Annotated in this window: 24 protein-coding genes; 16 read left to right on the top strand and 8 right to left on the bottom strand. The window is 74.9% G+C overall.

Features of this window, described 5'->3' with window-relative positions; genetic code table 11:
- Window positions 1-52 precede the first annotated feature (52 nt).
- From GA0070213_RS10190 to trxA, 3 genes are all read right to left on the bottom strand, one after another.
- The gene (locus GA0070213_RS10190) at window positions 53-1,054 is read right to left on the bottom strand and encodes an HTTM domain-containing protein (RefSeq protein ID WP_139128651.1); all 1,002 of its coding nucleotides are present in this window, start codon (window positions 1,052-1,054) and stop codon (window positions 53-55) included.
- Window positions 1,051-1,491 (bottom strand): hypothetical protein, encoded by a 441-nt coding sequence (locus GA0070213_RS10185; protein ID WP_091061280.1) that lies wholly within the window; start codon window positions 1,489-1,491, stop codon window positions 1,051-1,053. Before GA0070213_RS10185 ends, GA0070213_RS10190 begins: the two co-directional genes overlap by 4 nt.
- A 141-nt stretch (window positions 1,492-1,632) precedes the next feature.
- Window positions 1,633-1,995, bottom strand: coding sequence for a thioredoxin (trxA, locus tag GA0070213_RS10180; protein ID WP_091061277.1), 363 nt, complete (start codon window positions 1,993-1,995; stop codon window positions 1,633-1,635).
- A gap of 545 nt (window positions 1,996-2,540) precedes the next feature.
- Between trxA and GA0070213_RS10175 the strand changes: the two genes are divergently transcribed.
- From GA0070213_RS10175 to GA0070213_RS10130, 11 genes are all read left to right on the top strand, one after another.
- Window positions 2,541-3,056: a MaoC family dehydratase gene (locus tag GA0070213_RS10175; protein WP_091061273.1), complete on the top strand. Its 516-nt coding sequence runs from the start codon at window positions 2,541-2,543 to the stop codon at window positions 3,054-3,056.
- A gap of 92 nt (window positions 3,057-3,148) precedes the next feature.
- Window positions 3,149-3,640 carry a hypothetical protein gene (locus tag GA0070213_RS10170; protein ID WP_091061518.1) on the top strand — a complete coding sequence of 164 codons (492 nt, stop codon included), beginning with the start codon at window positions 3,149-3,151 and terminating at the stop codon, window positions 3,638-3,640.
- Between the two features lie 35 nt (window positions 3,641-3,675).
- Complete coding sequence (locus GA0070213_RS10165; RefSeq protein WP_091061269.1) at window positions 3,676-4,299, top strand: TrmH family RNA methyltransferase; 624 nt, start codon at window positions 3,676-3,678, stop codon at window positions 4,297-4,299.
- An 89-nt stretch (window positions 4,300-4,388) separates the two neighbouring features.
- A complete protein-coding gene (locus GA0070213_RS10160; RefSeq protein ID WP_332367391.1) occupies window positions 4,389-5,087 on the top strand; it encodes a TFIIB-type zinc ribbon-containing protein in 699 nt (232 codons plus the stop codon).
- Between the two features lie 116 nt (window positions 5,088-5,203).
- Window positions 5,204-5,362, top strand: coding sequence for a hypothetical protein (locus tag GA0070213_RS31470; RefSeq protein ID WP_013283898.1), 159 nt, complete (start codon window positions 5,204-5,206; stop codon window positions 5,360-5,362).
- Window positions 5,363-5,368: 6 nt separating this feature from the next.
- Entirely contained in the window at window positions 5,369-6,241 is an 873-nt protein-coding gene (locus tag GA0070213_RS10155; protein WP_091061265.1) for a PH domain-containing protein, read from the top strand.
- A 76-nt stretch (window positions 6,242-6,317) separates the two neighbouring features.
- Window positions 6,318-7,169, top strand: coding sequence for a SigE family RNA polymerase sigma factor (locus tag GA0070213_RS10150; RefSeq protein WP_091061262.1), 852 nt, complete (start codon window positions 6,318-6,320; stop codon window positions 7,167-7,169).
- Window positions 7,166-8,431, top strand: coding sequence for a TolB-like translocation protein (locus GA0070213_RS10145; RefSeq protein ID WP_091061258.1), 1,266 nt, complete (start codon window positions 7,166-7,168; stop codon window positions 8,429-8,431). The genes GA0070213_RS10150 and GA0070213_RS10145 overlap by 4 nt, the downstream gene beginning before the upstream one ends.
- 10 nt (window positions 8,432-8,441) lie before the next feature.
- Window positions 8,442-9,308, top strand: coding sequence for a PHP domain-containing protein (locus GA0070213_RS10140; protein ID WP_091061254.1), 867 nt, complete (start codon window positions 8,442-8,444; stop codon window positions 9,306-9,308).
- Window positions 9,309-9,339: 31 nt separating this feature from the next.
- Window positions 9,340-9,954, top strand: coding sequence for a MarC family protein (locus tag GA0070213_RS10135; protein WP_091061251.1), 615 nt, complete (start codon window positions 9,340-9,342; stop codon window positions 9,952-9,954).
- A 132-nt stretch (window positions 9,955-10,086) separates the two neighbouring features.
- Window positions 10,087-10,920, top strand: coding sequence for a RecB family exonuclease (locus tag GA0070213_RS10130; RefSeq protein WP_245716343.1), 834 nt, complete (start codon window positions 10,087-10,089; stop codon window positions 10,918-10,920).
- A 7-nt stretch (window positions 10,921-10,927) separates the two neighbouring features.
- Here GA0070213_RS10130 and GA0070213_RS10125 read toward each other — a convergent pair whose 3' ends face one another.
- Window positions 10,928-11,779: an oxygenase MpaB family protein gene (locus GA0070213_RS10125; RefSeq protein WP_091061244.1), complete on the bottom strand. Its 852-nt coding sequence runs from the start codon at window positions 11,777-11,779 to the stop codon at window positions 10,928-10,930.
- Between the two features lie 119 nt (window positions 11,780-11,898).
- On the opposite strand from GA0070213_RS10125, the gene GA0070213_RS10120 reads away from it, so the two are divergent.
- Complete coding sequence (locus tag GA0070213_RS10120) at window positions 11,899-12,381, top strand: DUF2231 domain-containing protein (protein ID WP_091061514.1); 483 nt, start codon at window positions 11,899-11,901, stop codon at window positions 12,379-12,381.
- A gap of 25 nt (window positions 12,382-12,406) precedes the next feature.
- On the opposite strand, the gene GA0070213_RS32645 is transcribed toward GA0070213_RS10120, so the two are convergent.
- A complete protein-coding gene (locus GA0070213_RS32645) occupies window positions 12,407-13,207 on the bottom strand; it encodes a hypothetical protein (RefSeq protein ID WP_342670496.1) in 801 nt (266 codons plus the stop codon).
- 127 nt (window positions 13,208-13,334) lie between these two features.
- Between GA0070213_RS32645 and GA0070213_RS10110 the strand changes: the two genes are divergently transcribed.
- Window positions 13,335-13,517: a hypothetical protein gene (locus GA0070213_RS10110; protein ID WP_091061512.1), complete on the top strand. Its 183-nt coding sequence runs from the start codon at window positions 13,335-13,337 to the stop codon at window positions 13,515-13,517.
- A 20-nt stretch (window positions 13,518-13,537) separates the two neighbouring features.
- On the opposite strand, the gene GA0070213_RS10105 is transcribed toward GA0070213_RS10110, so the two are convergent.
- The 3 genes from GA0070213_RS10105 to GA0070213_RS10095 all read right to left on the bottom strand — a co-directional run bounded on the left by GA0070213_RS10105 (window position 13,538) and on the right by GA0070213_RS10095 (window position 15,550).
- Window positions 13,538-13,948, bottom strand: a complete 411-nt coding sequence (locus GA0070213_RS10105; RefSeq protein WP_245716328.1) for a flagellar biosynthesis protein FlgA — start codon at window positions 13,946-13,948, stop codon at window positions 13,538-13,540.
- Between the two features lie 525 nt (window positions 13,949-14,473).
- A complete protein-coding gene (locus tag GA0070213_RS10100; protein WP_091061237.1) occupies window positions 14,474-14,839 on the bottom strand; it encodes an FmdB family zinc ribbon protein in 366 nt (121 codons plus the stop codon).
- Between the two features lie 63 nt (window positions 14,840-14,902).
- Window positions 14,903-15,550 carry a 5-formyltetrahydrofolate cyclo-ligase gene (locus tag GA0070213_RS10095; RefSeq protein ID WP_091061233.1) on the bottom strand — a complete coding sequence of 216 codons (648 nt, stop codon included), beginning with the start codon at window positions 15,548-15,550 and terminating at the stop codon, window positions 14,903-14,905.
- Between the two features lie 84 nt (window positions 15,551-15,634).
- Here GA0070213_RS10095 and GA0070213_RS10090 point away from each other — a divergent pair, with 84 nt between their 5' ends.
- The 3 genes from GA0070213_RS10090 to GA0070213_RS10080 are packed head-to-tail and all read left to right on the top strand — an operon-like array spanning window position 15,635 to window position 20,082.
- Window positions 15,635-17,815 (top strand): GGDEF domain-containing protein, encoded by a 2,181-nt coding sequence (locus GA0070213_RS10090; protein WP_175441277.1) that lies wholly within the window; start codon window positions 15,635-15,637, stop codon window positions 17,813-17,815.
- 9 nt (window positions 17,816-17,824) lie between these two features.
- Complete coding sequence (locus GA0070213_RS10085) at window positions 17,825-18,772, top strand: UTP--glucose-1-phosphate uridylyltransferase (protein WP_091061230.1); 948 nt, start codon at window positions 17,825-17,827, stop codon at window positions 18,770-18,772.
- On the top strand, window positions 18,769-20,082 hold the full coding sequence (locus GA0070213_RS10080) for a molybdopterin molybdotransferase MoeA (protein ID WP_091061227.1): 1,314 nt from the start codon (window positions 18,769-18,771) through the stop codon (window positions 20,080-20,082). The genes GA0070213_RS10085 and GA0070213_RS10080 overlap by 4 nt, the downstream gene beginning before the upstream one ends.
- Window positions 20,083-20,089 lie beyond the last annotated feature (7 nt).

Below are 20,089 nucleotides of genomic sequence, written 5' to 3'. Positions count from 1 at the left end.
TCGCGCCGGAAACAAGGCGTAGCTGTTGAGAGGCATACCGCGCTTCTGGTGTCTAGGCGGTCGCGTCAGCGCCGGCCACCTCGCCGGACGCAGCCGAACCGGGTGACGCGGCCGAACCGGGTGACGTCACGGCCCGGGGGTCGTCGGCAATGGAAGCGGACGGGCCGACCGGCTCGACGGCCAGCGTCGGCCCGGCAGACGCCGGCGGTGCGGTCGCGGCCGGGGCGGTGCGGCGACCGATCAGGCGGCGGGCCAGCATCACCGGGCGGACCTTCTCCAGCGGCAGGAACGCGGTCATCGCCACCAGGTGCGGCGCGAACGAGATGGTGATGGTCGCGATGGTCGCCAGGTGGAACGAGTAGAAGAAACCGACGACGGCCGTCCGCCACCGGGCCGGCACCACGAACACCAGCGGGCTGAGCAGCTCGAACGCCAGGATGCCGAACTGAGCCACGATCAGCAGGTGGGGCACCTGCGCGATCACGTCGGCGAGGTCGGTGCCGCGCCGGATGATCGCCCGGGCCAGCACCGAGCCGGTCGCCCAGTCGAGGCCGCCGAAGCGGAACTTGGCCCAGGCGGCGAGGAAGTAGGTGCAGATCACCGCGATCTGGGTGACCCGCAGCGCCCAGCCGCCCGCCTCGGTGCGGGTCGGATCGCCGTGCCGGGCCCGGCCTGCGGTCGGCAGCGCGGCCAGCGCCACCAGGAGGCCGAACCGGTCGTGGTCGACCTTGCCGTAGCTCATCGCCACGATCATCCACTCGAAGTAGAGCGCGAAGACCGTCCAGCCGAGCAGCCGCGGCGCCCGGCCGGTCGCGGCGAGCAGTGCGGCCACCAGCAGCACCCAGAAGACCACGCCGACCAGCGCCGGGTCGGGTGTGGGCAGCGGGAGCAACCGGCCGATGAGCAGCGGCTGGTAGAGGTCGCCGGGCACGTCGACGCGGGTGCGCACCCAGGGGGTGAAGACGACCAGGTCGGCGGCGACGAAGAGGTAGACGAGGGTGCGGAAGGCGGCCACCCGGCCGCGCGGCACCGCCTCGGTGAGCCAGCCGGTCATCCGCCGGCCTGCCAGCGTACGGCGGTGCGATCGGTCCACTCGCCGGTCGGGCGGCCGCCCTGGATGTCGTACCAGCGGACCACGATGCGCACCTCCACCAGCGCCGGGGCGGCGGGGTGGCGTTCCGCGTACGCCTCGGCGACGGTGCGCAGCAGGCCGGGCTCGGCGGCGTACCGGTCCTGCTGACCCTCGATCTCGGCGCGACGGATGCCGGTGGCGTCCTGGCCGAGGGGGACCACCGCGCCGGTGCGGTCGACGCCCTCCACCCGGGTGTCGGGTGCGGGCGCGTCCGGCGGGTCGGAGGTGGAGTACATCCGGAACGGACCGAACGGGAAGTCGTCGTCGGTGCCGTGCACGGTGCCGAGGAGGAGCAGGGCCAGCCCGAGCAGGGTGGCGGCCAGCCGGACGGCACGCCCGCGCGCGGTCAAGGTCTCCATCAGGTCGTGACGATACGCCGAGTGAACCGTCCGCAACTGTCCCTCGGTCGGCCATTTCTTCCTGTCCGTCCGCCGTCAACCAGGCACGCGGACGCCGCCGGCCGGGCCCCTGGTGGGGTCCGGCCGGCGGCGGGGACGTGCTCAGTGCTTGTGCTCGGCCAGCTTCTTGCGGACGTCGTCCATGTCCAGCTGCTCGACCTGCTCGATGAGGTTCTCCAGCGCCGACTCGGGCAGCGCGCCCGGCTGGGCGTACACGATGACGCCGTCACGGATCGCCATCACGGTCGGGATGGAGCTGATGTTGAACTTGGCCGCCAGTTCCTGCTGCGCCTCGGTGTCGACCTTGCCGAAGGCGATCTCCGGGTGCTTCTCCGAGGAGCGCTCGTAGACGGGGGCGAAGCGCTTGCACGGGCCGCACCAGTCGGCCCAGAAGTCGAGCAGGACGATCCCGTCGCGCCCGGTCACCTCGTCGAAGTTGGCCGTGGTCAGCTCAACCGTTGACATTGCTCTCTCCGATCACCGCGGATTGCCGTACGTCCGGTGGAACCAAGCTCGATCCAGGGGAATTCCCGTGACCTGCGCGGCGAAACACCGGGCCGGCCTGGGGTGATCCTCAGCACATCGAACTCTATCTGTCCCCGGCGGTCGTGCGGATCGCAAGTGCAGGACGCATTTGCGTGACGGGATGTGATGGGAGCGTTTCCAGGGAGATCACGCAGGGTTCGGGCTACGAATCGGTAACTTGCGGGCTGACGAGGGGGGATCCGGCCTGCGGAGATCGCTTACTGGGGGGTCCCCTATAACTCTCAGTAGTGTTACGAAAAGATAAATGTGACGTCCATCTCTGTTGGACGGTGCCTCCGTGCGGCAGAATCTTCCCCATCAGAGCGTGGGCGGCGGGTGCCGGGGAGGGCCCCGCCGCTCATTGCGTCTCCCCCCAGGTGGCGCCCGGTGTGACATTTCCGCCGCGCGAGCGCCCCGGCCCTCGCCTTAACCAGCGGTAAGGCATGCTGTGCCGAACTCCATCGCCGCCCGTCGAAGGGACCAGGATGCAGTTCGGCCGCTACTACGAGGAGTTCGAGGTCGGCGCGGTCTACCGGCACTGGCCGGGCAAGACGGTCACCGAGTACGACGACCACCTCTTCTGCCTGCTCACCATGAACCACCACCCGCTCCACCTGGACGCCCACTACGCGGAGTCCGCCTCCCAGTTCAAGCGCAACGTGGTGGTCGGCAACTACATCTACTCGCTGCTGCTGGGCATGTCCGTGCCGGACGTCAGCGGCAAGGCGATCGCCAACCTGGAGATCGAGTCGTTGCGGCACGTGGCCCCGACCTTCCACGGGGACACGATCTACGGCGAGACGACCGTGCTCGACAAGCGCGAGTCGGCCTCGAAGCCCGACCGCGGCGTGGTGGCGGTCGAGACCCGGGGCTACAACCAGGACGGCACGATGGTCTGCGTGTTCCGGCGCAAGGTCATGGTCCCGAAGCAGGAGTACGCGGCCGCCGCGGTGCCGGACGGCGTCGACCCGGAGCGCCCGAGCTTCCCCGAGCCGCGCTGATCCGCCACGCCCGACGCGCTGGTCCCGTCGCCGTTCGGCGGGGACGGGACCAGCGGCTCCGCCCGGGGCATATGCTCTGGCTGGAGGTCACCATGAGCCACTCCGTCGCCGGAGAGCCGTCCTCTGGCGGTCGCCGCCCCGCACCGCCCACCACCGCCGCGTACACCGCAGCGGAGTGGGACCTGCTCACCGACCTGCCCGGCCGGGTCCTCGTCGCCGCCGCCTCGCCCGGCCCCGGGCGCCCGCACCGCGGCGTCACCGCCGGGCTGGCCGGCCTGGACGCGGTGGCCGCCGGCCGGGCCTTCGACAGCGACCTGGTCCGCGCGGTGGTCACCGCGATCTACGCCCGCCACGACGGCGCGGCCGAGCGCGGCGAACGCCTCACCGACCTGGTGGACCTGCTCGCCGCCGCCCGGGCCGCGGTGCGGGTGCTGCGCCGTCGGGCCGATCCGGCCGACTCCGCCGCGTACCGGCAGTGGGTGGAGTCGGTGGCCGCCCGGGTGTGCCACGCCGGCCAGACCTCGCCCAGTCCGGCCGACAGGCGTTTCCTGGAGCGGCTGGGTGGCGCGCTCGACCTGCGCTGACCGCGCGCCCGGTCGGCCCGTACCCTCTGCAGACCGTGACCGACGACCAGCTCGACGTGGGCGTGGGGCCGTGGCCCGGTGACCCGCCGGACGACCCGCGCCTCGATCCGGAGCTGCTCGCCGCCGGGGACCGGCGCAACGTGGTGGACCGTTACCGCTACTGGCGGCGCGAGGCCGTGGTGGCCGACCTGGACCGGCGCCGGCACGACTTCCACGTGGCGATCGAGAACTGGCAGCACGACTTCAACATCGGCACGGTGGTCCGCAACGCCAACGCCTTCCTCGCCGCCGAGGTGCACATCGTCGGACGCCGGCGGTGGAACCGCCGCGGCGCGATGGTGACCGACCGCTACCAGCACGTCCGGCACCACCCGACGATCGAGGAGTTCGTCTCCTGGGCGGCCGGGGAGCGGCTGCCGGTGGTCGGGATCGACAACCTGCCCGGCTGCCGGCCGCTGGAGACCGGCGTCCTGCCCCGCCGTTGCGTGCTGCTCTTCGGTCAGGAGGGGCCGGGGCTCTCCCCGGTGGCCCGGGCGGCCTGCGACGCGCTCTTCTCGATCGCCCAGTACGGGTCGACCCGTTCCATCAACGCGGGGGTGGCCAGCGGCATCGCCATGCACGCCTGGATCCGGTCGTACGCCGGCCCGCCGCCGGACTGACGCTCGACGGTCGTGCTGCCGGGTGGAAATCCCATGTTCGTCGGCCCGGCCCGCTTGACGCGTCGCCGCCCCGGGGTGACGGTGAAGGCGTGACAGTCGCGGTGAGTTGTCCCAGGTGCGCGGGCCCGGTGCGCGAGCCGGACCTGATGCACGGCGAGTACCGGTGCGTGCGCTGCGGCCCGGTGGTGCCCCTGCACGTGCCGGCGCACATCGGCGCCGAGATCATGGCGAGCGTGGTCCAACGGGTGGCCGCCGACGGCGAACCGGCCGACCGGCCCGGCATGCCGCTGTGGTGCCCGTGGCCGCTCCCGCCGGGTTGGACGCTGACCGGGGTGGCATGGGCGGGCGACGATCGGGTCGGGATCCGTGCCACCGCGGTCGCCTGCGCCGGCCCGGCGCCGCTCGACGGTGGACCGGCCGACCTGATCTTCGTCGCCGAGGAGCCCGGCGTCGGCCTGGGTTCCCGCTTCGCGGGACTGCCCGGCCCCGATCCCGGCCCCGAGGTCGAGGAGGCGCTGACCGATCCCGGCCCTGGTCATCCCGAGCGTGTGCCGCACGCGAAGATCAGGGTGGGCGGCCATCCGACTCCACTGTGGCTCGTGCGGTCCGAAACGGATCGAAGCGCGTACGCCGGCGAGGCTCGGGGAATGTGGCTCCATGCGATAGCCTGGCCGGCGAGCGCGGGTCACCTCCTCGCGGAGGAGGTCGTCTTGCACGACCTCACCGAGTGGACGCCGCCCGAGCTCGTGTACGGCGCACCATCCCCGTACCTGCACGGGCAGGCCTGACCGGCCGGCACCGGCGAGTCGGAGACCGGACGCAGATATTCACGGTAAGACACCATGCTGATACTCTGGGTGCCGCTGCGGTAAACGGACCCGGCTCCGCGAGAGGATGGCCCGCTATGGTCAAGAAGGTCCTCACCTGGGCCGGCATCGCATTCTTGATCTTCTTCGTCGCCTACCGGCCGAACTCGGCCGCCGACGTGTTCAAGTCTCTCGGTGGCGGCATCATGGACATCGCGCAGGGCTTCGGCGACTTCTTCACCAACCTCGTCGCCTAGCCGCCCATGGGAAGCCCTTCCGGTCCCCCCTTCGACCCGGACGATCCCGACCGGGCACGCCGGGAGCGCGACACCGAGCCGATCCCACGGATCGACCCGGACGACGGTCCCGGCTACGGCGCCGGCCCCGCCTACGGGGCCGGGCCCTCCCTGTCGGGCGACGCCGCCTTCGGCGACGGCCCCGGCTACGCCGGTGAGGGCCGCTCCGGCCGCGCCTGGTCGCGCGACCCGGAGGGCTACCCGGAGCAGCCGATCTCCGAGGAGGAGCTGGCCGGTCTCCGGGTCGACGCCTCCGGCATGGCCCCACGCCGGGTGCTGCCGCTGGAGGACGAGCCCAGCTCGCTGGTCGCCCGCTACCTCTTCCCCACCGAGCGCTACCGGGGCGAGTGGAAGCGGCACTGGATCCACCTCTCCACGCCGATCATCGTCGGCGTCGCGGCCACGTTCGTGCTCGGCTACCTCTCCGGCTTCCTCGCCGGGCGGGACGTCGGCGCCCTGACCACGGTCGCGGTGCTGCTCTGGTTCGCCGTGATGGGCTGGGTCGCCTGGCGGGTCGCCGACTGGTGGTACGACCGGTTCATCCTGACCAACAAGCGGGTGATGGTGGTCAACGGGATCATCACCCGCCGCGTCGCGATGATGCCGCTGGTCCGCGTCACCGACATGAAGTACGAGCAGACCCCCACCGGTCGCGCCCTCAACTACGGCACGTTCGTGCTGGAGTCGGCGGGGCAGGAGCAGGCGCTCCGCGAGGTCAAGAACCTGCCCAACCCGAACGAGCTCTACCTGCGCGTGGTGGAGGAGATGTACGAGCCGCAGGCCGTGGAGGCGCGGTTGGGCAAGGAGGCCGACGAGGCCAAGGCCGACGACGGCGCCTGAAACTTTCCGTCCGAACATCGGAAGGACTGCACACCTTTCGCCGTCGACCCGACCCGCTCGGCCGTGGGAGCCTGCCATGCAGGACGGGGGCGCGGAGGTGAGCGTGGCGAGCAGGGATCCGCTGGAGGAGGAGTTCCGCGAGTTCGTGGCGGCCCGGTCCGGCGCCCTGCTGCGCACCGCCTACCTGCTGGCCGGTGACTGGGCCACCGCCGAGGACCTGCTCCAGACCGCGCTGACCAAGACCTACCTGGCCTGGAAGCGGCTCGGCGGGATCGACGCCATCGAGCCGTACGCCCGCCGGGTCCTGGTCAACACGTCGACCAGCTGGTGGCGTCGCCGCTGGCACGGCGAACGGCCGACCGAGGTGCTGCCGGAACGGGCCGGCGTCGACGAGATCGAGCACCAGCTCGACCGGGACGCGCTGTGGCGGCACCTGCAGGCGCTACCCGCCCGGCAGCGGGCCGTGCTGGTGCTCCGCTTCTACGAGGACATGTCGGAGGCGCAGACCGCCGCCCTGCTGGAGATCTCCCCGGGCACGGTCAAGAGCCAGACCTCCCGGGCGTTGAACACCCTGCGCCGCCGGCTCGGCTCCGAGGCCGCGCTGGGCCTGCCGGCCGAGCCGGACGTCGAGGCGAGGCCGGCCCCCGGGGCCGCCCCGACCGGCGGCCCGGGCTCGTCCGCACCGTCCACCGGGCCGGCCCGACCCGCGCCCGTCCGGCGACCCGCGCCCACCCGACAGCCCGCGCCGGCCGGTCAGCCCGCGCCGGCCGGTCAGGTCGCACCCACCCGACAGCCCGGGTCCGCCGGCCGGCCCGCGCCGGCGGGTCAGCCCGCGCGCCCACCCGGGTCCGCCGGGCGGCCCGCGCCCCGCCCGGCCACGCCGGCCCAGGTCCGCCCGGCCGTCGGGATCGCGGCGGAGACCCGATGAGCGGCAGCCGACCCGCCCGTGACAACCGGACGGGCAGCCCGGAGCGTCCACTCCTCGTGGGCGAGGACGAGCTGGAGCGGGCGCTGCGGGAGACTCTCTCCCGTCGGGTCGACCGGCCCGGACCGCTCCGCGCCGACCCGGCGGGGGCCGTGCTGCGACGGGCCCGGCGCAGCGGGCGTCGCCGGGCGCTCGCCGGCCTGGCCCTGGCGGGCATCGCGACGGTGCTGGTCACCACCGGGATGGCCCAGCTCGGCGAGTCGGGCGGGCGCGGCGGCACGCCGACCGTGGTGCTCGGCGACCCCCGCGGGCACACCCCGTCCCCGCTGCCCACCGCCTCCACGCCGCGGTCGGGCCCGGTCCGAGCCGAGCTCGACCTGCTCGTCGGCGACGTCCTGGACACCAGTGGCGGCGAGCGGCGGGAGCTGACCGGGGTGGGTGGCGTCGAACGGGCGCAGCGGATCCACGACCGGGAGGGCTGGCTGCTCACCTCGGCGGCCACCGCGGCCGGCCGTACCCTCTGGTGGGTGTCCGCCGCCGGCGGCGCGCCGCAGGTGATGCTCGCCGCCGCGGACGCCGTCGCGGTCTCCCCGGACGGGCGGCAGGTGGCCTGGCGGGACGGCCCGGACCTGGTCGCGGCCGGGGTGGTCGCCGGCCAGCTCATCGCGCCCAGCCGGGTGGCCGCGCCGACCGGCGTCGTGCCGGTCGGCTTCAGCGGCGACGACGTGCTGGTCAGCCAGCCCGACCGGGTCGGCATGAGCGTCTGGCGACGCGCCATGGGCGGGGTGCCCGGTCCGGTGAACCCGGACGTGCGTGGCGTCTACGGCAGCCGGCCGGACGGGCTGGTGGTCGGCCTGGTCGCCACCGGGCCGGCACGACAGCCCTGCGTGGCGCTGCTCGACCCGGCCCGCGACCTCACCCCGACGCGCACCGGCTGCGGTCCGAAGCTGGCCGCCGACGGGCTCGGCGCGATCTCCCCGGACGGTCGCTGGCTGCTGGCGAACGGCACCGGCCGCACCGCCGTGCTGGTCGACCTGGCCGGCGCCCCGGCGGCCCACCCGGCCGGTCCGCTGCTGGCCGGTGTTCCGGCCTGGACCCGCGTCGGCGCCGCGCTGCACGTGGACGCCACGGGCGGGCTGGTCCGGGTCAGGCCCGACCGGGTCCTGGCCGGTGAGCGGCCGACCCCGTCGACGCTCGACGGGGTGCCGCCGGGGCAGCGGCCCGTGGTGGTGGCCGACACCCCGGCCGTGCCGGACGGGGCGTAGCGTCGGGCGGGTGAGCGTTCCCGCCCGCATCGACCTGCACACCCACTCCACCGCCAGCGACGGCACGCTCGGCCCGGCCGAGCTGGTCGGAGCCGCCGCCGGGGCCGGGCTCGACGTGGTGGCGCTCACCGACCACGACACCACGGCGGGCTGGGCCCCCGCGGTCGCCGCCCTGCCGCCCGGCCTCACCCTGATCCGCGGCGCCGAACTCTCCTGCCGCTGGTTCGGCGCCGAGCCGGCGATCCCGCTGCACCTGCTCGCGTACCTCTTCGACCCGGGCTCGCCGGAGCTGGTCGCGGAACTGGCCCGGGTCCGGCGGGCCCGCGAGGAACGCGGTGAGCGGATCGTCCGGCTGCTCCAGGCCGACGGCATCCCGGTGAGCTGGTCGGCGATCCTGGCCGGCGCGGCCGGCGGCACGGTCGGCCGGCCGCACATCGCGCAGGCGCTGATCCGGGCCGGCCTGGTCGCCACCACCACCGAGGCGTTCGGGCCGGACTGGCTGGGGGAGCGGTACCGGCTGCCCAAGGACGACATCGACGTGTTTCGCGCGGTCGCGCTGGTGCGGGCGGCCGGCGGGGTGCCCGTCTTCGCCCACCCCCGGGCCAGCCGGCGCGGCCGGATCGTCCCGGACGAGCTGATCGTCGAGCTGGCGGCGGCCGGCCTGGCCGGCCTGGAGGCCGACCACGAGGACCACAGCCCGGCCGAGCGGGAGCACGTCCGCCGCCTCGCCGCCGAGCTGGATCTCCTGGTCACCGGCTCGTCGGACTTCCACGGCACGCACAAGACCGTCCGGCTCGGCGCGCACACCACGAGCCCCGAGGCGTACGAGCGGATCGTCGGGCTGGCCCGGGGGGTGACCCCGGTCGCTTCAGGCTGAAGCGTTCCGGCGGCACGGCTACCGTGTCCGCGTGGATCTCAAGCTCTTCGGCGAGGTCTTCGTGACCCTGCTGGTGATCGTCGACCCGCCCGGAATGATGCCCATCTTCCTCGCGCTCACCGGGCCGCTGCCCGCCCGCGACCGGAACCGGGCCGCGTGGCAGGCCGTGGCGCTGGCGCTCGGGGTCATCGTGATCTTCGCGGTGGCGGGGCAGACGATCCTCGCCTACCTGCACGTCGACCTGCCCGCGTTGCAGGCCGCCGGCGGCCTGCTGCTGGTGCTGGTGGCGCTGGAACTGCTGACCGGCAAGGCCGACGACCCGAGCCAGCAGGTCACCTCCAACATCGCGCTGGTGCCGCTGGGCACCCCGCTGCTGGCCGGCCCCGGCGCCATCGTGGCCACCATGCTGTTCGTGCAGCGGGCCGGCGGCATCACCGACTACGTGGCCATCGCGCTCGCCATCGTCGCGGTGATGGTCGCGGTCTGGGTGGTGCTGCGCTTCTCCGGCGGGATCGTCAAGGTGCTCCGCCCGGGCGGCATCGAGGTGCTGACCCGGATCGCCGGCCTGCTGCTGGCCGCCATCGCGGTGCAGCTCATCGCGGACGCGATCGCGGCGTTCGTGACCGAATACCTCACCAACGCCTGAGCGGTCCGGCCGCTGTCACAGTCGGGTGGCAGGATCTCCGGTGTGCGACGACCTTCACCGACCGGACGACCCACCGGCGGCCGGGCGCCCCGGCCCCGCGCCGAGCAGGCCGAGCAGCTCGGCTTCGAGGGCATGCCCGAACGGCTCTTCGTCTGCACCCCCAGCAAGTTGGGCGCCTACGCCGACTGCCCCCGGCGCTACCGCTACGCGTACGTGGACCGGCCGGCCCCGCCGAAGGGGCCGCCGTGGGCGCACAACTCGCTCGGCGCCAGCGTCCACACCGCGCTGAAGAACTGGTATGGGCTGGCCCCCGACCGACGCCGGCCCGAGGCGCTCGGCACCCTGCTCAAGGGCGTCTGGGTCCGCGAGGGCTACCGCGACGACGAGCAGGAACGCGACGCCTTCCGGCGGGCGCTGGGCTGGCTCGAGTCCTACGTGGCGGGCCTCGACCCGGCCGACGAGCCGATCGGCGTGGAGCGGGTGGTCGCCGTCAAGACCGCCGTGCTGGCGTTCAACGGCCGCACCGACCGGATCGACTCGCGCCCCGGCCCGGACGGCCGACCCGAGCTGGTCATCGTCGACTACAAGACCGGCCGCACCGGGCTCGACGCCGACGACGCCCGTGGCTCGCAGGCGCTCGCGCTCTACGCGTACGCGGCGGAGCGGGTGTTCCGGCGACCGTGCCACCGGGTCGAGCTGCACCACCTGCCCACCGGCACGGTCGCCGCGCACGAGCACACCCCCGAGTCGCTGCACCGGCAGCTCACCCGCGCCGAGGAGACCGCCCGCGACATCATGGCCGCCGAGCGGGCGGTGGCCGGCGGGGCCGACCCCGACGAGGAGTTCCCCACCGAGCCGGGGCCGCGCTGCGGCTGGTGCGACTACCGGCGCACCTGCCCGGCCGGCGCGCAGGCCCCCGGCAAGGACCCGTGGTCGGCCGTCGAACGCTTCGCCGACGCCGACTGAGGACGCCTCAGGCCGCCGCGAGCCGGGCCGCGCGTTCCTTGGCGGCCTGCTGCAACGGCCCCTCCCGATAGCGGCGCGGCACCGCCGCCAGGGCGAGCCGCAACGCCCGCACGCCCACCTCCGCCGAGAGCGCGGTGGTCGGCAGGCCCAGGCCGCCGTAGAGCCGCAACGCCCAGGGCGGCAGCAACCCCAGCGCGGTGCCGGCCACCCCCAGGTACGCCCAGCGCGGCGGCCCGAGGTTCAGGCCGAGCTTCACCGTCGGGCTGAGCTTCCACGGGATCGGCGGCGCGGTCAGGAACAGCGCGGTCTCGGCCGCCTCCCGGGTCATCCGCAGCTCCGGGCGTACGTCCCGGTAGTAGGCCTCGACCTCGGCGGCGGTGCCCGGCACGTCCGCCGGATCCAGCCCCACCAGGGCCGCCGCCCGGCGCTGCTCGGTGTAGTAGCCGTCCACCTCGTCGTCGGTCAGCGCGAGCCCGGCCCGCCGCGCGGTGCTCACGAACGACTCGACCTCGGTGACGTGCACCCAGCGCAGCAGGTCCGGCTCGTCGACGCGGAACTCCTCGCCGGTGACCGGGTCGGTGGCGCGCATCCGGGAGTGCAGCCCGCGCAGGCGCCGGCCGGCCGCCTCCGCCTCGGCGGTGGTGCCGTAGATCGTCGTCGCCACGTAGGTGGCCGTGCGGACCAGCCGGCCCCAGGCGTCGGACCGGTAGTTGCTGTTCTGCGCCACCCCGGCCATCGCGCGCGGATGCAGCGCCTGCAGGTAGAGCGAGCGCAGGCCGGCGACGATCAGGACCGGTTCCTCGTGCACCTTCCACGTGACCGAACCCGGACCGAACAGGCCGATGTCGTCGGTGTCCACCGGTCAAGAGTGCCACGCCGGATGAACCGGCACGGTTCGCGCCGCGTGGATCTCGGTGTGCGACCACGCCGCGTCGTACGCTGACCGCGCGCGAATCCGTCCACTCGCCGGAGGTGTCGGTGTTCAGGGAAGTCAACGGTCTTCCAGGCCACGTTCTGGTCATTCACGCGGTGGTGGTGCTGGTGCCGCTGCTGGCGCTGCTCACCGTCGCCTACGGGGTGCTGCCCCGCTGGCGGCCCCGGCTGGACTGGGCGGTGGTCGCGCTCGCCGTGGTCACCCCGATCCTCGCCTGGGTGGCGACGGAATCCGGCGAGGAGCTGGAGGAGGTGCTGGAGTCACGCGGCTACCCGGCCGAGGGGCTCCGGAAGATCCACGAGCACTCCGAGTACGGCGAGACGCTGCTCTGGTTCACGCTCGGCCTCGCGGTCGTCGCGCTCCTGCTGGTGCTGAGCACCAAGGGCTTCGCCCGCACCCGCGACCTGCCCCGCTGGGTGCCGATCGCGCTCACCGCCGTGGCGGTCGTGCTCGCCGTGTTCGCGCTGGTCTACGTCTACCTGACCGGCGACAGCGGGGCCAAGACGGTCTGGGACGGCATCGTCTGACGACTCGCTCCCGATCCGAGGTCGCTCAGAACAGGATCCGCGAGCAGAGCAGGCACGTCAGCAGCAACAGCACCACGCCGACGACCGCCCCGATGCCGTAGGTGAGCTGCTGGGCGCGCTGCTCGGACCGGTCCATGGCGGCCATGTCCTGCGGTGGGAGCCGGCGGGGTGGTGGCACCTGCACGTGCACCGGCGGTCGCCAGCCGGGCGGCGGCGGGGTGCTGGGCGGCGGTCCGGCGTACCCGCCCGGCGCCGGGTGGCCGGCGGGACCGGCCGGGTCGGGCCACCCACCGCCGGTCGGGGTCCACCCCCCGGCCGGCGCGGTCGGGCCCGGCCGCGCCCAGGGGCTCTCCGAGGCACCCGCCCGCGACCACGGGCTGACGCCCCCGGCCGCAGCCGCCTCGGGAACGTGGGTCGCGCCGGTGCCGGGCGCCCCGGCTTCGGCAACGCCGGTGTCGCCCGTGCGGTCGTCAGGAGCGCCGGACCCGGCGGCCGGACGCCAGGCCGCGTCGGAGGCGTCCGCCGGGCCGGTCGCTTCGGAACGTGCCGCGTCGGGCGTATCGTCACCTGCGGGGTCGCTCGGGTGGGTCGGGCCGGTTCCGGCGGGACTCGCGTCGGCCCTGCCCGCCGTCTCCGGGACCGTCGGCGTCGTCACGGCCGAGCCCGCGCCGGCGGGGTCCACCTCCTCGGCCGTGCCGCCGGCAGCGTGACCCGCTCCGGCCGGTGGGCCGGCGCCGGTGCGGTCCGCGTCCGGTGTCCCGTCCGCTGCGGCCGGCTGCTCGGGGCGTCGCCAGGTCTCGTCGGGGTTGCCGCTCGGCGTCGTCACGCCGACCGACGCTACCAACGCCTCGGCCGCTCGGCCGCCCGACGCGGCGAGCGTCGATGGACCGACCGCGTCACGTTCGGCGGGCGGCGCGGGGAAGGCGGGTTGTCGTCCGGCGGCGGTATCGTTGCTGCTCGTGACCGAACCCGGCATCCGGGTCCCGCGCGGCGACGACGACCGCGTGGTCGACCTCAGCGAAGACTTCGTGGTGCTGCCCGAGCAGACCACCGACGACACCGACCGTGGCTGGGGCGAGCGCCCCAGCGGCAGCGACGACTGGCTGCTCGCCGAGCGCCCGCCGCACTGGGACTGACTGACCGGTCGCGGCCGACGTCAGCCGCGTACGACCACGGCGAAACGGCTGCCCTCGGGCAGGCCGACCGCGCGCCGAGCCTGCTCCGGCGGGAGCGCCAGGTAGAGCGCCGAGGACCCGTCGACCGCCCCGGCGGCGCCCACCACGTCGAGCACCAGCGCGCGCGGGGCGAGCAGGCTCGGGTCGGGTGACCCGCCGGCCGGCACCACCAGCAGGTCGACCCGGGCACCCGGGCGCAGCACGGCCAGGGCGGCCGGCTCGGCCAGCCGGATCGGCACGCCGACCGCCCCTGCGGGCAGCGCCGGAGCCCCGGTGGCGCGGGCCGGGTCGGGCGTCGTGGGCGCGCCGGCCGGGGTCGGCCCGGGTGGACAGCCGGCCGGGGTCTGCAGCACCGCGGCGGCCAGCCCCAGCAGCGCCGCGACCAGGGTCACCCGAATCAGCGTCCGGCGTCGGGGCAGCCCCCGCCAGCGCACCGGTCGCAACGTCGACTCCGCACCCGCCACCGCCGGCCTCCCGCCCGTCCCCGCATCCCGACCACCGGCCCGTCGCCCGTTTCCGGCCCGGCCCGGCCGTTTCCGGCCCGGCCCGGCCGTTTCCGGCCCGGCCCGCCCGTCCTGGCATGGTCCGACCAGTCCCGGCTGGGCCAGACCGCGTCCGGCCCACCAGCAGGCTAGGCGGGCTCCGTCGCTCCGCGTCGCCCCAGCGCTCGCCCTGTGGATAACCCGTCAGGCTGTGGACGAGTCGGGGGCGCGAGCCGGCGGGAACCACCGGTTCGGCGAGGCCGCTGCTCCCGGGTGCGCTGACGCCGCCACCGCGCCGGGCGGCGCGCTCGTCCGATCGAAAGGTGTTAAGAGGGGGCCCCGCCTCTACCGAATGCGTTAACAGGGGGCCCCGCCTTTCGCAGACGCGAGAAGTGGCCGCCCCGGACGGGACGGCCACTTCCGAAAGCGCGAGCGTCAGGACGAGCTGGCGGCCGAGGCCTTGCTCGCGGTCGAACCCGAACCGCCCCCCGACGACGAGGACGACGAGGACGCCGAGGACGACCCGGACGACGAGGACGACGACGAGGAGTCGGACGAGGACGACGTCGACGACTCGGACTTGGCCGGCTTGTTCGTGCTGCCGGCGGCGTTGTCGGAACCGGACGAACGGGAGTCCGTCCGGTAGAAGCCGGAGCCCTTGAACACGATGCCGACCGAGTTGAAGAGCTTGCGCAGCCGCCCCTCGCACGCGGGGCACTCGGTCAGCGGCTGGTCCGAGAAGGACTGCACCGCCTCGAGCTGGTGGCCGCACGCGGTGCAGGCGTACTGGTACGTGGGCACGTTCTCCTCCGGATCTGGGCACGGCCTGTCTGGCACTCGTGGTCTTCGAGTGCCAATGGTGCGTCATCGCACCCGGATTCGTCCAGCGGAAGCGCCCGGTCCCACACCCGGCACCGCGACCAGCCCGTCGGTGGGCGTGATCACGCAGTGCACCGGCCGGTCGTGCGGGTCGGCGGGAACGGCGGTGACCAGCTCACCGTCGTGCAGCAGCGCCACCGTCGGCACGGTCGCGGGCACCCGGGCCAGCGCCCGGTCGTACGAGCCGCCACCCCGACCCAGCCGGACGCCCCGGCGGTCCACCGCCAGCGCCGGCACCACCACCAGGTCGGCCCCGGCCACCGCGGCCCGGCCCCACGGCGGCCCGGTCGGCTCGCGCAGGCCCCGACCGGCGGCCCGCAGCGACTCCCGGTCGGTGTAGGCGGCCCAGTCCAGGTCCAGGTCGTCGGCGAGCACCGGCAGCAGCAGCTCGGCGTCGGCGGGCAGCGCGGCGCGCAGCACCTCGGGCAGGTCGGGCCCGCCGGGCTCCGAGGCGACCGGAACGTACGCGGTCATCCGGGCCGGCCGCAGCCGGCGTACCAGGGAGGTCAGCTCGGCCTGCACGGACGCGGCGGCCTCGGCGCGCCGGGTCGCGGACAGCGACCGGCGGGCGGCGAGCAGCGTGCCGCGCAGCTCCCGTTTCGCCTCGTGCACCTCATCCGAAAAATCCGGCACGCAACACTCCTGACGCAACGCTTGTCTACCGGTCGCTCTGTGTCAGCATCGCACCAAGGGGCGCGGAACTTCCGGGGGGAAGGCTTGACGCTACGCGGGCGGTTGACGGTGGCCTTCCTCGTGGTGGTCCTCGGCCCCGTGCTGCTCGGTGCGGTCTTCGTGGGCACCACGTTGAGCGCGGTGGACCGCAGCCGGGCCACCGAGCGGCTGGGGCTGGCCGCGGCCGGCGTGCGCACCTCCGTCGACGCCCTCTGTCAGCAACTGCGCGCGGCGGCCGACGCGGTCGCGCTGGTCGCCGACCCGGCAGCCCGGTCGCGCGCCGCCGACCAGGTGGTCGGCCGGGGGCTGGCCGCCGCCGTGGTGATCGCCGACCCGACCGGCCGGACCAGCTACGCCACCGCCGGCGGCCCGGCCGGCCCCTGGCAGGACTGCGCCGGCACGCCGGCCGGCCCGGTGGGCGCGCTCGCCGTCCAGGTCCGGCTCCGCGACCCGGCCGGCGCGGACCTCGGTGCGGTCGCCGCCGCGCAGCCCGTCGACCCGGCCTTCGTGGCGCGGCTCGCGGCCGTGACCGGCGTCGGGATCACCCTCCTCGGCGACCCCGGGCGGATCATCCACACGACCGAGGACCAGGGGGTACGCGCGGCGGTGCTGGCCGCCGCCCGCCGGGTGGCCGGGGACCGGGTGGTCGGCGCCGGCGACGGCCGGTACGTGCGTCGGGTCGGGCCGTCGCCGGGGCAGCCGCTGCCGCTGGTGCTCTCGGTGCCGGAGCAGCGCCCGCCCGGCCTGTACGGCGCGCTGGTCGCCGCGGTGGTGCTGGCCGCGCTGCTGGCGGTGCTGGCCGCCTGGCGGCTGGCCCGGGTGACCACCCGCCCGCTGGTCGAGCTGGCCGGCGCGGTGGACCGGGTGGCGCACGGCGACCTGACCGCCCGGGTGCCGGTGCGCAGCCGGGACGAGATCGGCCGGCTGGCCGGCGCGTTCAACCGGATGACCCGGGAGACCGGCAGCTACGTGGCGGCGTTGACCAGCAGCCGGGACCAGCTCCGCAACCACCTGGTGGTGCTCGGCGACACCCTGGCCAGCACGCACGACCTGCAACGCATCCTGCGGGTGATCCTGGACAGCGCGATCGCCGGGACCGGCGCGCGGGCCGGGGCGGTACTGCTGCTCGACGGCCACGGAGTGCTGGTCGGCCAGTGCGTGGAGGGGCTGGCCGGGCGCTGGCCGACCGAGGACCCGGCCGACCCGGCGACGTTGCGGGTGCCGGTCGGCGCCGGGGTGGTCGGCGCGGTGGCCGCCACCGGGGAGCCGCTGCGCGGCCGGTGGACCCCGCCGGACGCGCCGACCGGAGAGCCGACCTGCGAGACGTACGTGGCGGTGCCGTTCGCCGCGCCCGAGGCGCGCGGCCCGGAGCGGCCCGGCCACCCGCCGGCCGACGGTGACCCGGCCGCCCCGCCCAGCGCCGCGCTCGGCGTGCTGGCGCTCTACGACCGGCTCGGCGGGGACGAGTTCGACGACGACGACCTGGTCATGCTGCGGACGTTCGGCGGGCACGCGGCGGTGGCGGTGGAGAACGTCCGGGTGCACGAGGAGGCGCAGCGGCTCTCCCTCACCGATCCGCTGACCGGGCTGTGGAACTACCGCTACCTGCGCGAGTCGATCCGGCGGGAGGTGGAGCGGGCGAACCGGTTCGGCCGGATGCTCAGCGTGCTCGCCCTCGACCTGGACCGGTTCAAGCACGTCAACGACACCTGGGGGCACGCCGCCGGGGACGCGGTGCTGGTCGAGTTCGCCCGCCGGGTGCGCGGCGTGATCCGCGAGGTGGACCTGGCGTTCCGGCACGGCGGCGAGGAGTTCGTGGTGCTGCTGCCGGAGACCGACGCCCGGGGCGCCACGATCGTCGCCGAGCGGATCGGCGCGGTGGTGCGCGACCAGCCGGTGCCGGTCGACGGGCACGGCGACGAGCCGCTGCGGGTGCCGGTGACGGTGTCCATCGGCATCGCGGTCTACCCGGACCACGCCGCCGGCGGCCAGCAGGTGCTCGACGCGGCCGACGACGCGCTCTACGCGGCGAAGGCCGCCGGGCGGGACGGCTTCCGGCTGGCGTCGGTCGGGGATCCGGTGCGCACCCAGGAGATTCCGGTGGCGGCGGCCACGGTCAGCCCACCCGACGGGCTGCCCAGGGCGGGCGCGGCGGACCCGGCGAGCGCCGCACCGGGCGGCGCGTCTTCCGGTCCTCACCCGCCGCGGCAGAGCCGTGGCCGATAGTCTCGCGGCATGTCGGAGCACTCAGCGAACCCCTCAGCGGCCTCCGGTCGCTCCCGCGCGGTCAAGGCCGTCATCCCGGCCGCCGGCCTGGCCACCCGGTTCCTGCCGGCCACCAAGGCGGTCCCCAAGGAGCTGTTGCCGGTCGTCGACCGGCCGGTCCTGCAGTACATCGTCGAGGAGGCCACCCAGGCCGGCATCACCGACGTGCTGCTGATCACCGGGCGGGGCAAGACCTCCATGGTCGACCACTTCGACCGGCGGCCCGACCTGGAGGAACGACTCGCCAAGAAGCCCGAGCTGCTGGCCGCGGTGAAGCGCACCGAGGAGCTGGCCGCGATCTACACCTGCCGCCAGCCGGAGCAGCTCGGTCTGGGTCACGCGGTCGGCTACGCCGAGTCGCACGTCGGCGACGCGCCCTTCGCGGTGCTGCTCGGCGACGAGTTCGTCAAGCCCTCCGAGCCGCTGCTGCCGGCCATGCTGGAGTTGCAGGCCCGCACCGGTGGGGTGGTGCTCGCGTTCTTCGAGGTCGACCCCGCCGAGACCAGCCGCTACGGGATCGCCTCGGTCGAGCCGGCCGAGTCCGAATACTCCGACATCGCCGAGGTCGTCAAGGTCACCGGGATGGTCGAGAAGCCCAGCCCGGACGAGGCGCCCAGCAACCTCGCCGTCCTCGGCCGGTACGTGCTCCCGGGGCGGATCTTCGACGCGATCCGGCGCACCGAGCCGGGCAGCGGCGGTGAGATCCAGCTCACCGACGCGATGGAGCTGCTGCGCACCGAGGGCGTGCCGGTGCACGCCATCGTCTACCGGGGCACCCGCTACGACACCGGCATGCCGCTCGGCTACCTGCAGACCGTGGTCCAGATCGCCGCCGAGCGCGAGGACCTGGGCGCCGAGTTCCGCAAGTGGCTGGCCGAGTTCGTCAACACCGACGCGTCCGGCGGTGCCAATACATGACCGCGACGGCCGACGCCGAGGCGGCCGCGAACGAGTTGACGCCGCTCGCCGACTACCTGGGCAGTGTGCTGCGCAGGTTACGCGCGCTGCCTCCGCTCGACCTCGACCTGACCCAGGCGTACGGCAACGTGCTCGCCGAGGACGTGGTCGCCCCGCACTCGTTCCCCGCCTTCGACCAGGCGGCGGTGGACGGGTACGCCGCGCGCTGGGAGGACATCTCCGGAGGGAGCCGGGGGCCGGGCTACGTCCCGGCCCCCTCCGGTATGCCCGGCGGGCGCAGCATCCGGCTCAACGTGGTCGGCGACCTGGGCGCGGCGAGCTGGCGGCCGGTCCGGCTCACCCCCGGTGCGTGCTTCTCGGTGGCGGCCGGCGCGCCGCTGCCGATCGGCGCGGACGTGGTGGTCCCGGTGGAGTGGACCGACCAGGGCATGGCCGCGGTGGAGATCTTCCGCGCCCCCAAACGCGGGTACGGCCTGCGCCGCGCCGGAGAGGAGCTGGTCGCCGGCACGCTGCTCGCCCGCGCCGGCGCGTACGTTTCGCCGGCCCTGGTGGCGGTGTTCGCGGCCACCGGCATCGGGCACGTGGTGGTGCGGCCCAGCCCGCGGGTGGTCATCGTGGCCACCGGCGACGAGCTGGTCGACGTGGGCCGGGGCAGCCAGCCCGGCCAGGTGGTGGACACCAACTCGCACGCGTTGACCGCGGCGGCGGCCGAGGCGGGCGGGCTCGCGTACCGGGTGGGCATCTGCGACGACGACCCGGAGGCGCTGCGTGGCCTGCTGGAGGACCAGACGCTGCGGGCCGACCTGATCATCACGACCGGCGGCACCGGCACCGGCCCGGGCGACATGGTCCGCCGGATCCTGTCCCGCCGCGACGGCGGGCGGGCCGGCCCGGTCTCCTTCACAGAGGTGGCCCTCTATCCGGGAACGGCTCTCGGGTTCGGTACGGTCGGCGCCGAGGAGGTGCCGGTGGTGTGTCTGCCCGGTGAGCCCGGCGCGGCGTTGATCGGTTTCGAGGTGCTGGCGCGCCCGGCCATCCAACTGCTGGCCGGGGCCGAGCCGGTGTTCCGGCCGAGTGTGCGCGCACACCTGCTGGAGACGGTCGCGTCCCCGGTGGGGCTGCGCGAGTTCCGCCCCGCGCACGTCGCCGAGCGGCGCGGCGGCGGCTACACCGTGCAGCCGCTGACCGGCGGCCCCTTCACCCTCTCCGGCCTGGCCGAGGCGAACGGCCTGCTGGTGCTCGGCGAGCGGGTCACCACCGCCGCCGCCGGCTCCACCGTGGACGTGCTCCTGCTGGACCGGCGCCGGTGAGCGCGAG

The organism is Micromonospora humi, from assembly GCF_900090105.1.
In the GTDB taxonomy this organism is placed as follows: Bacteria; Actinomycetota; Actinomycetes; order Mycobacteriales; family Micromonosporaceae; genus Micromonospora; species Micromonospora humi.
This window is presented reverse-complemented; position numbering and strand designations above follow the sequence as displayed.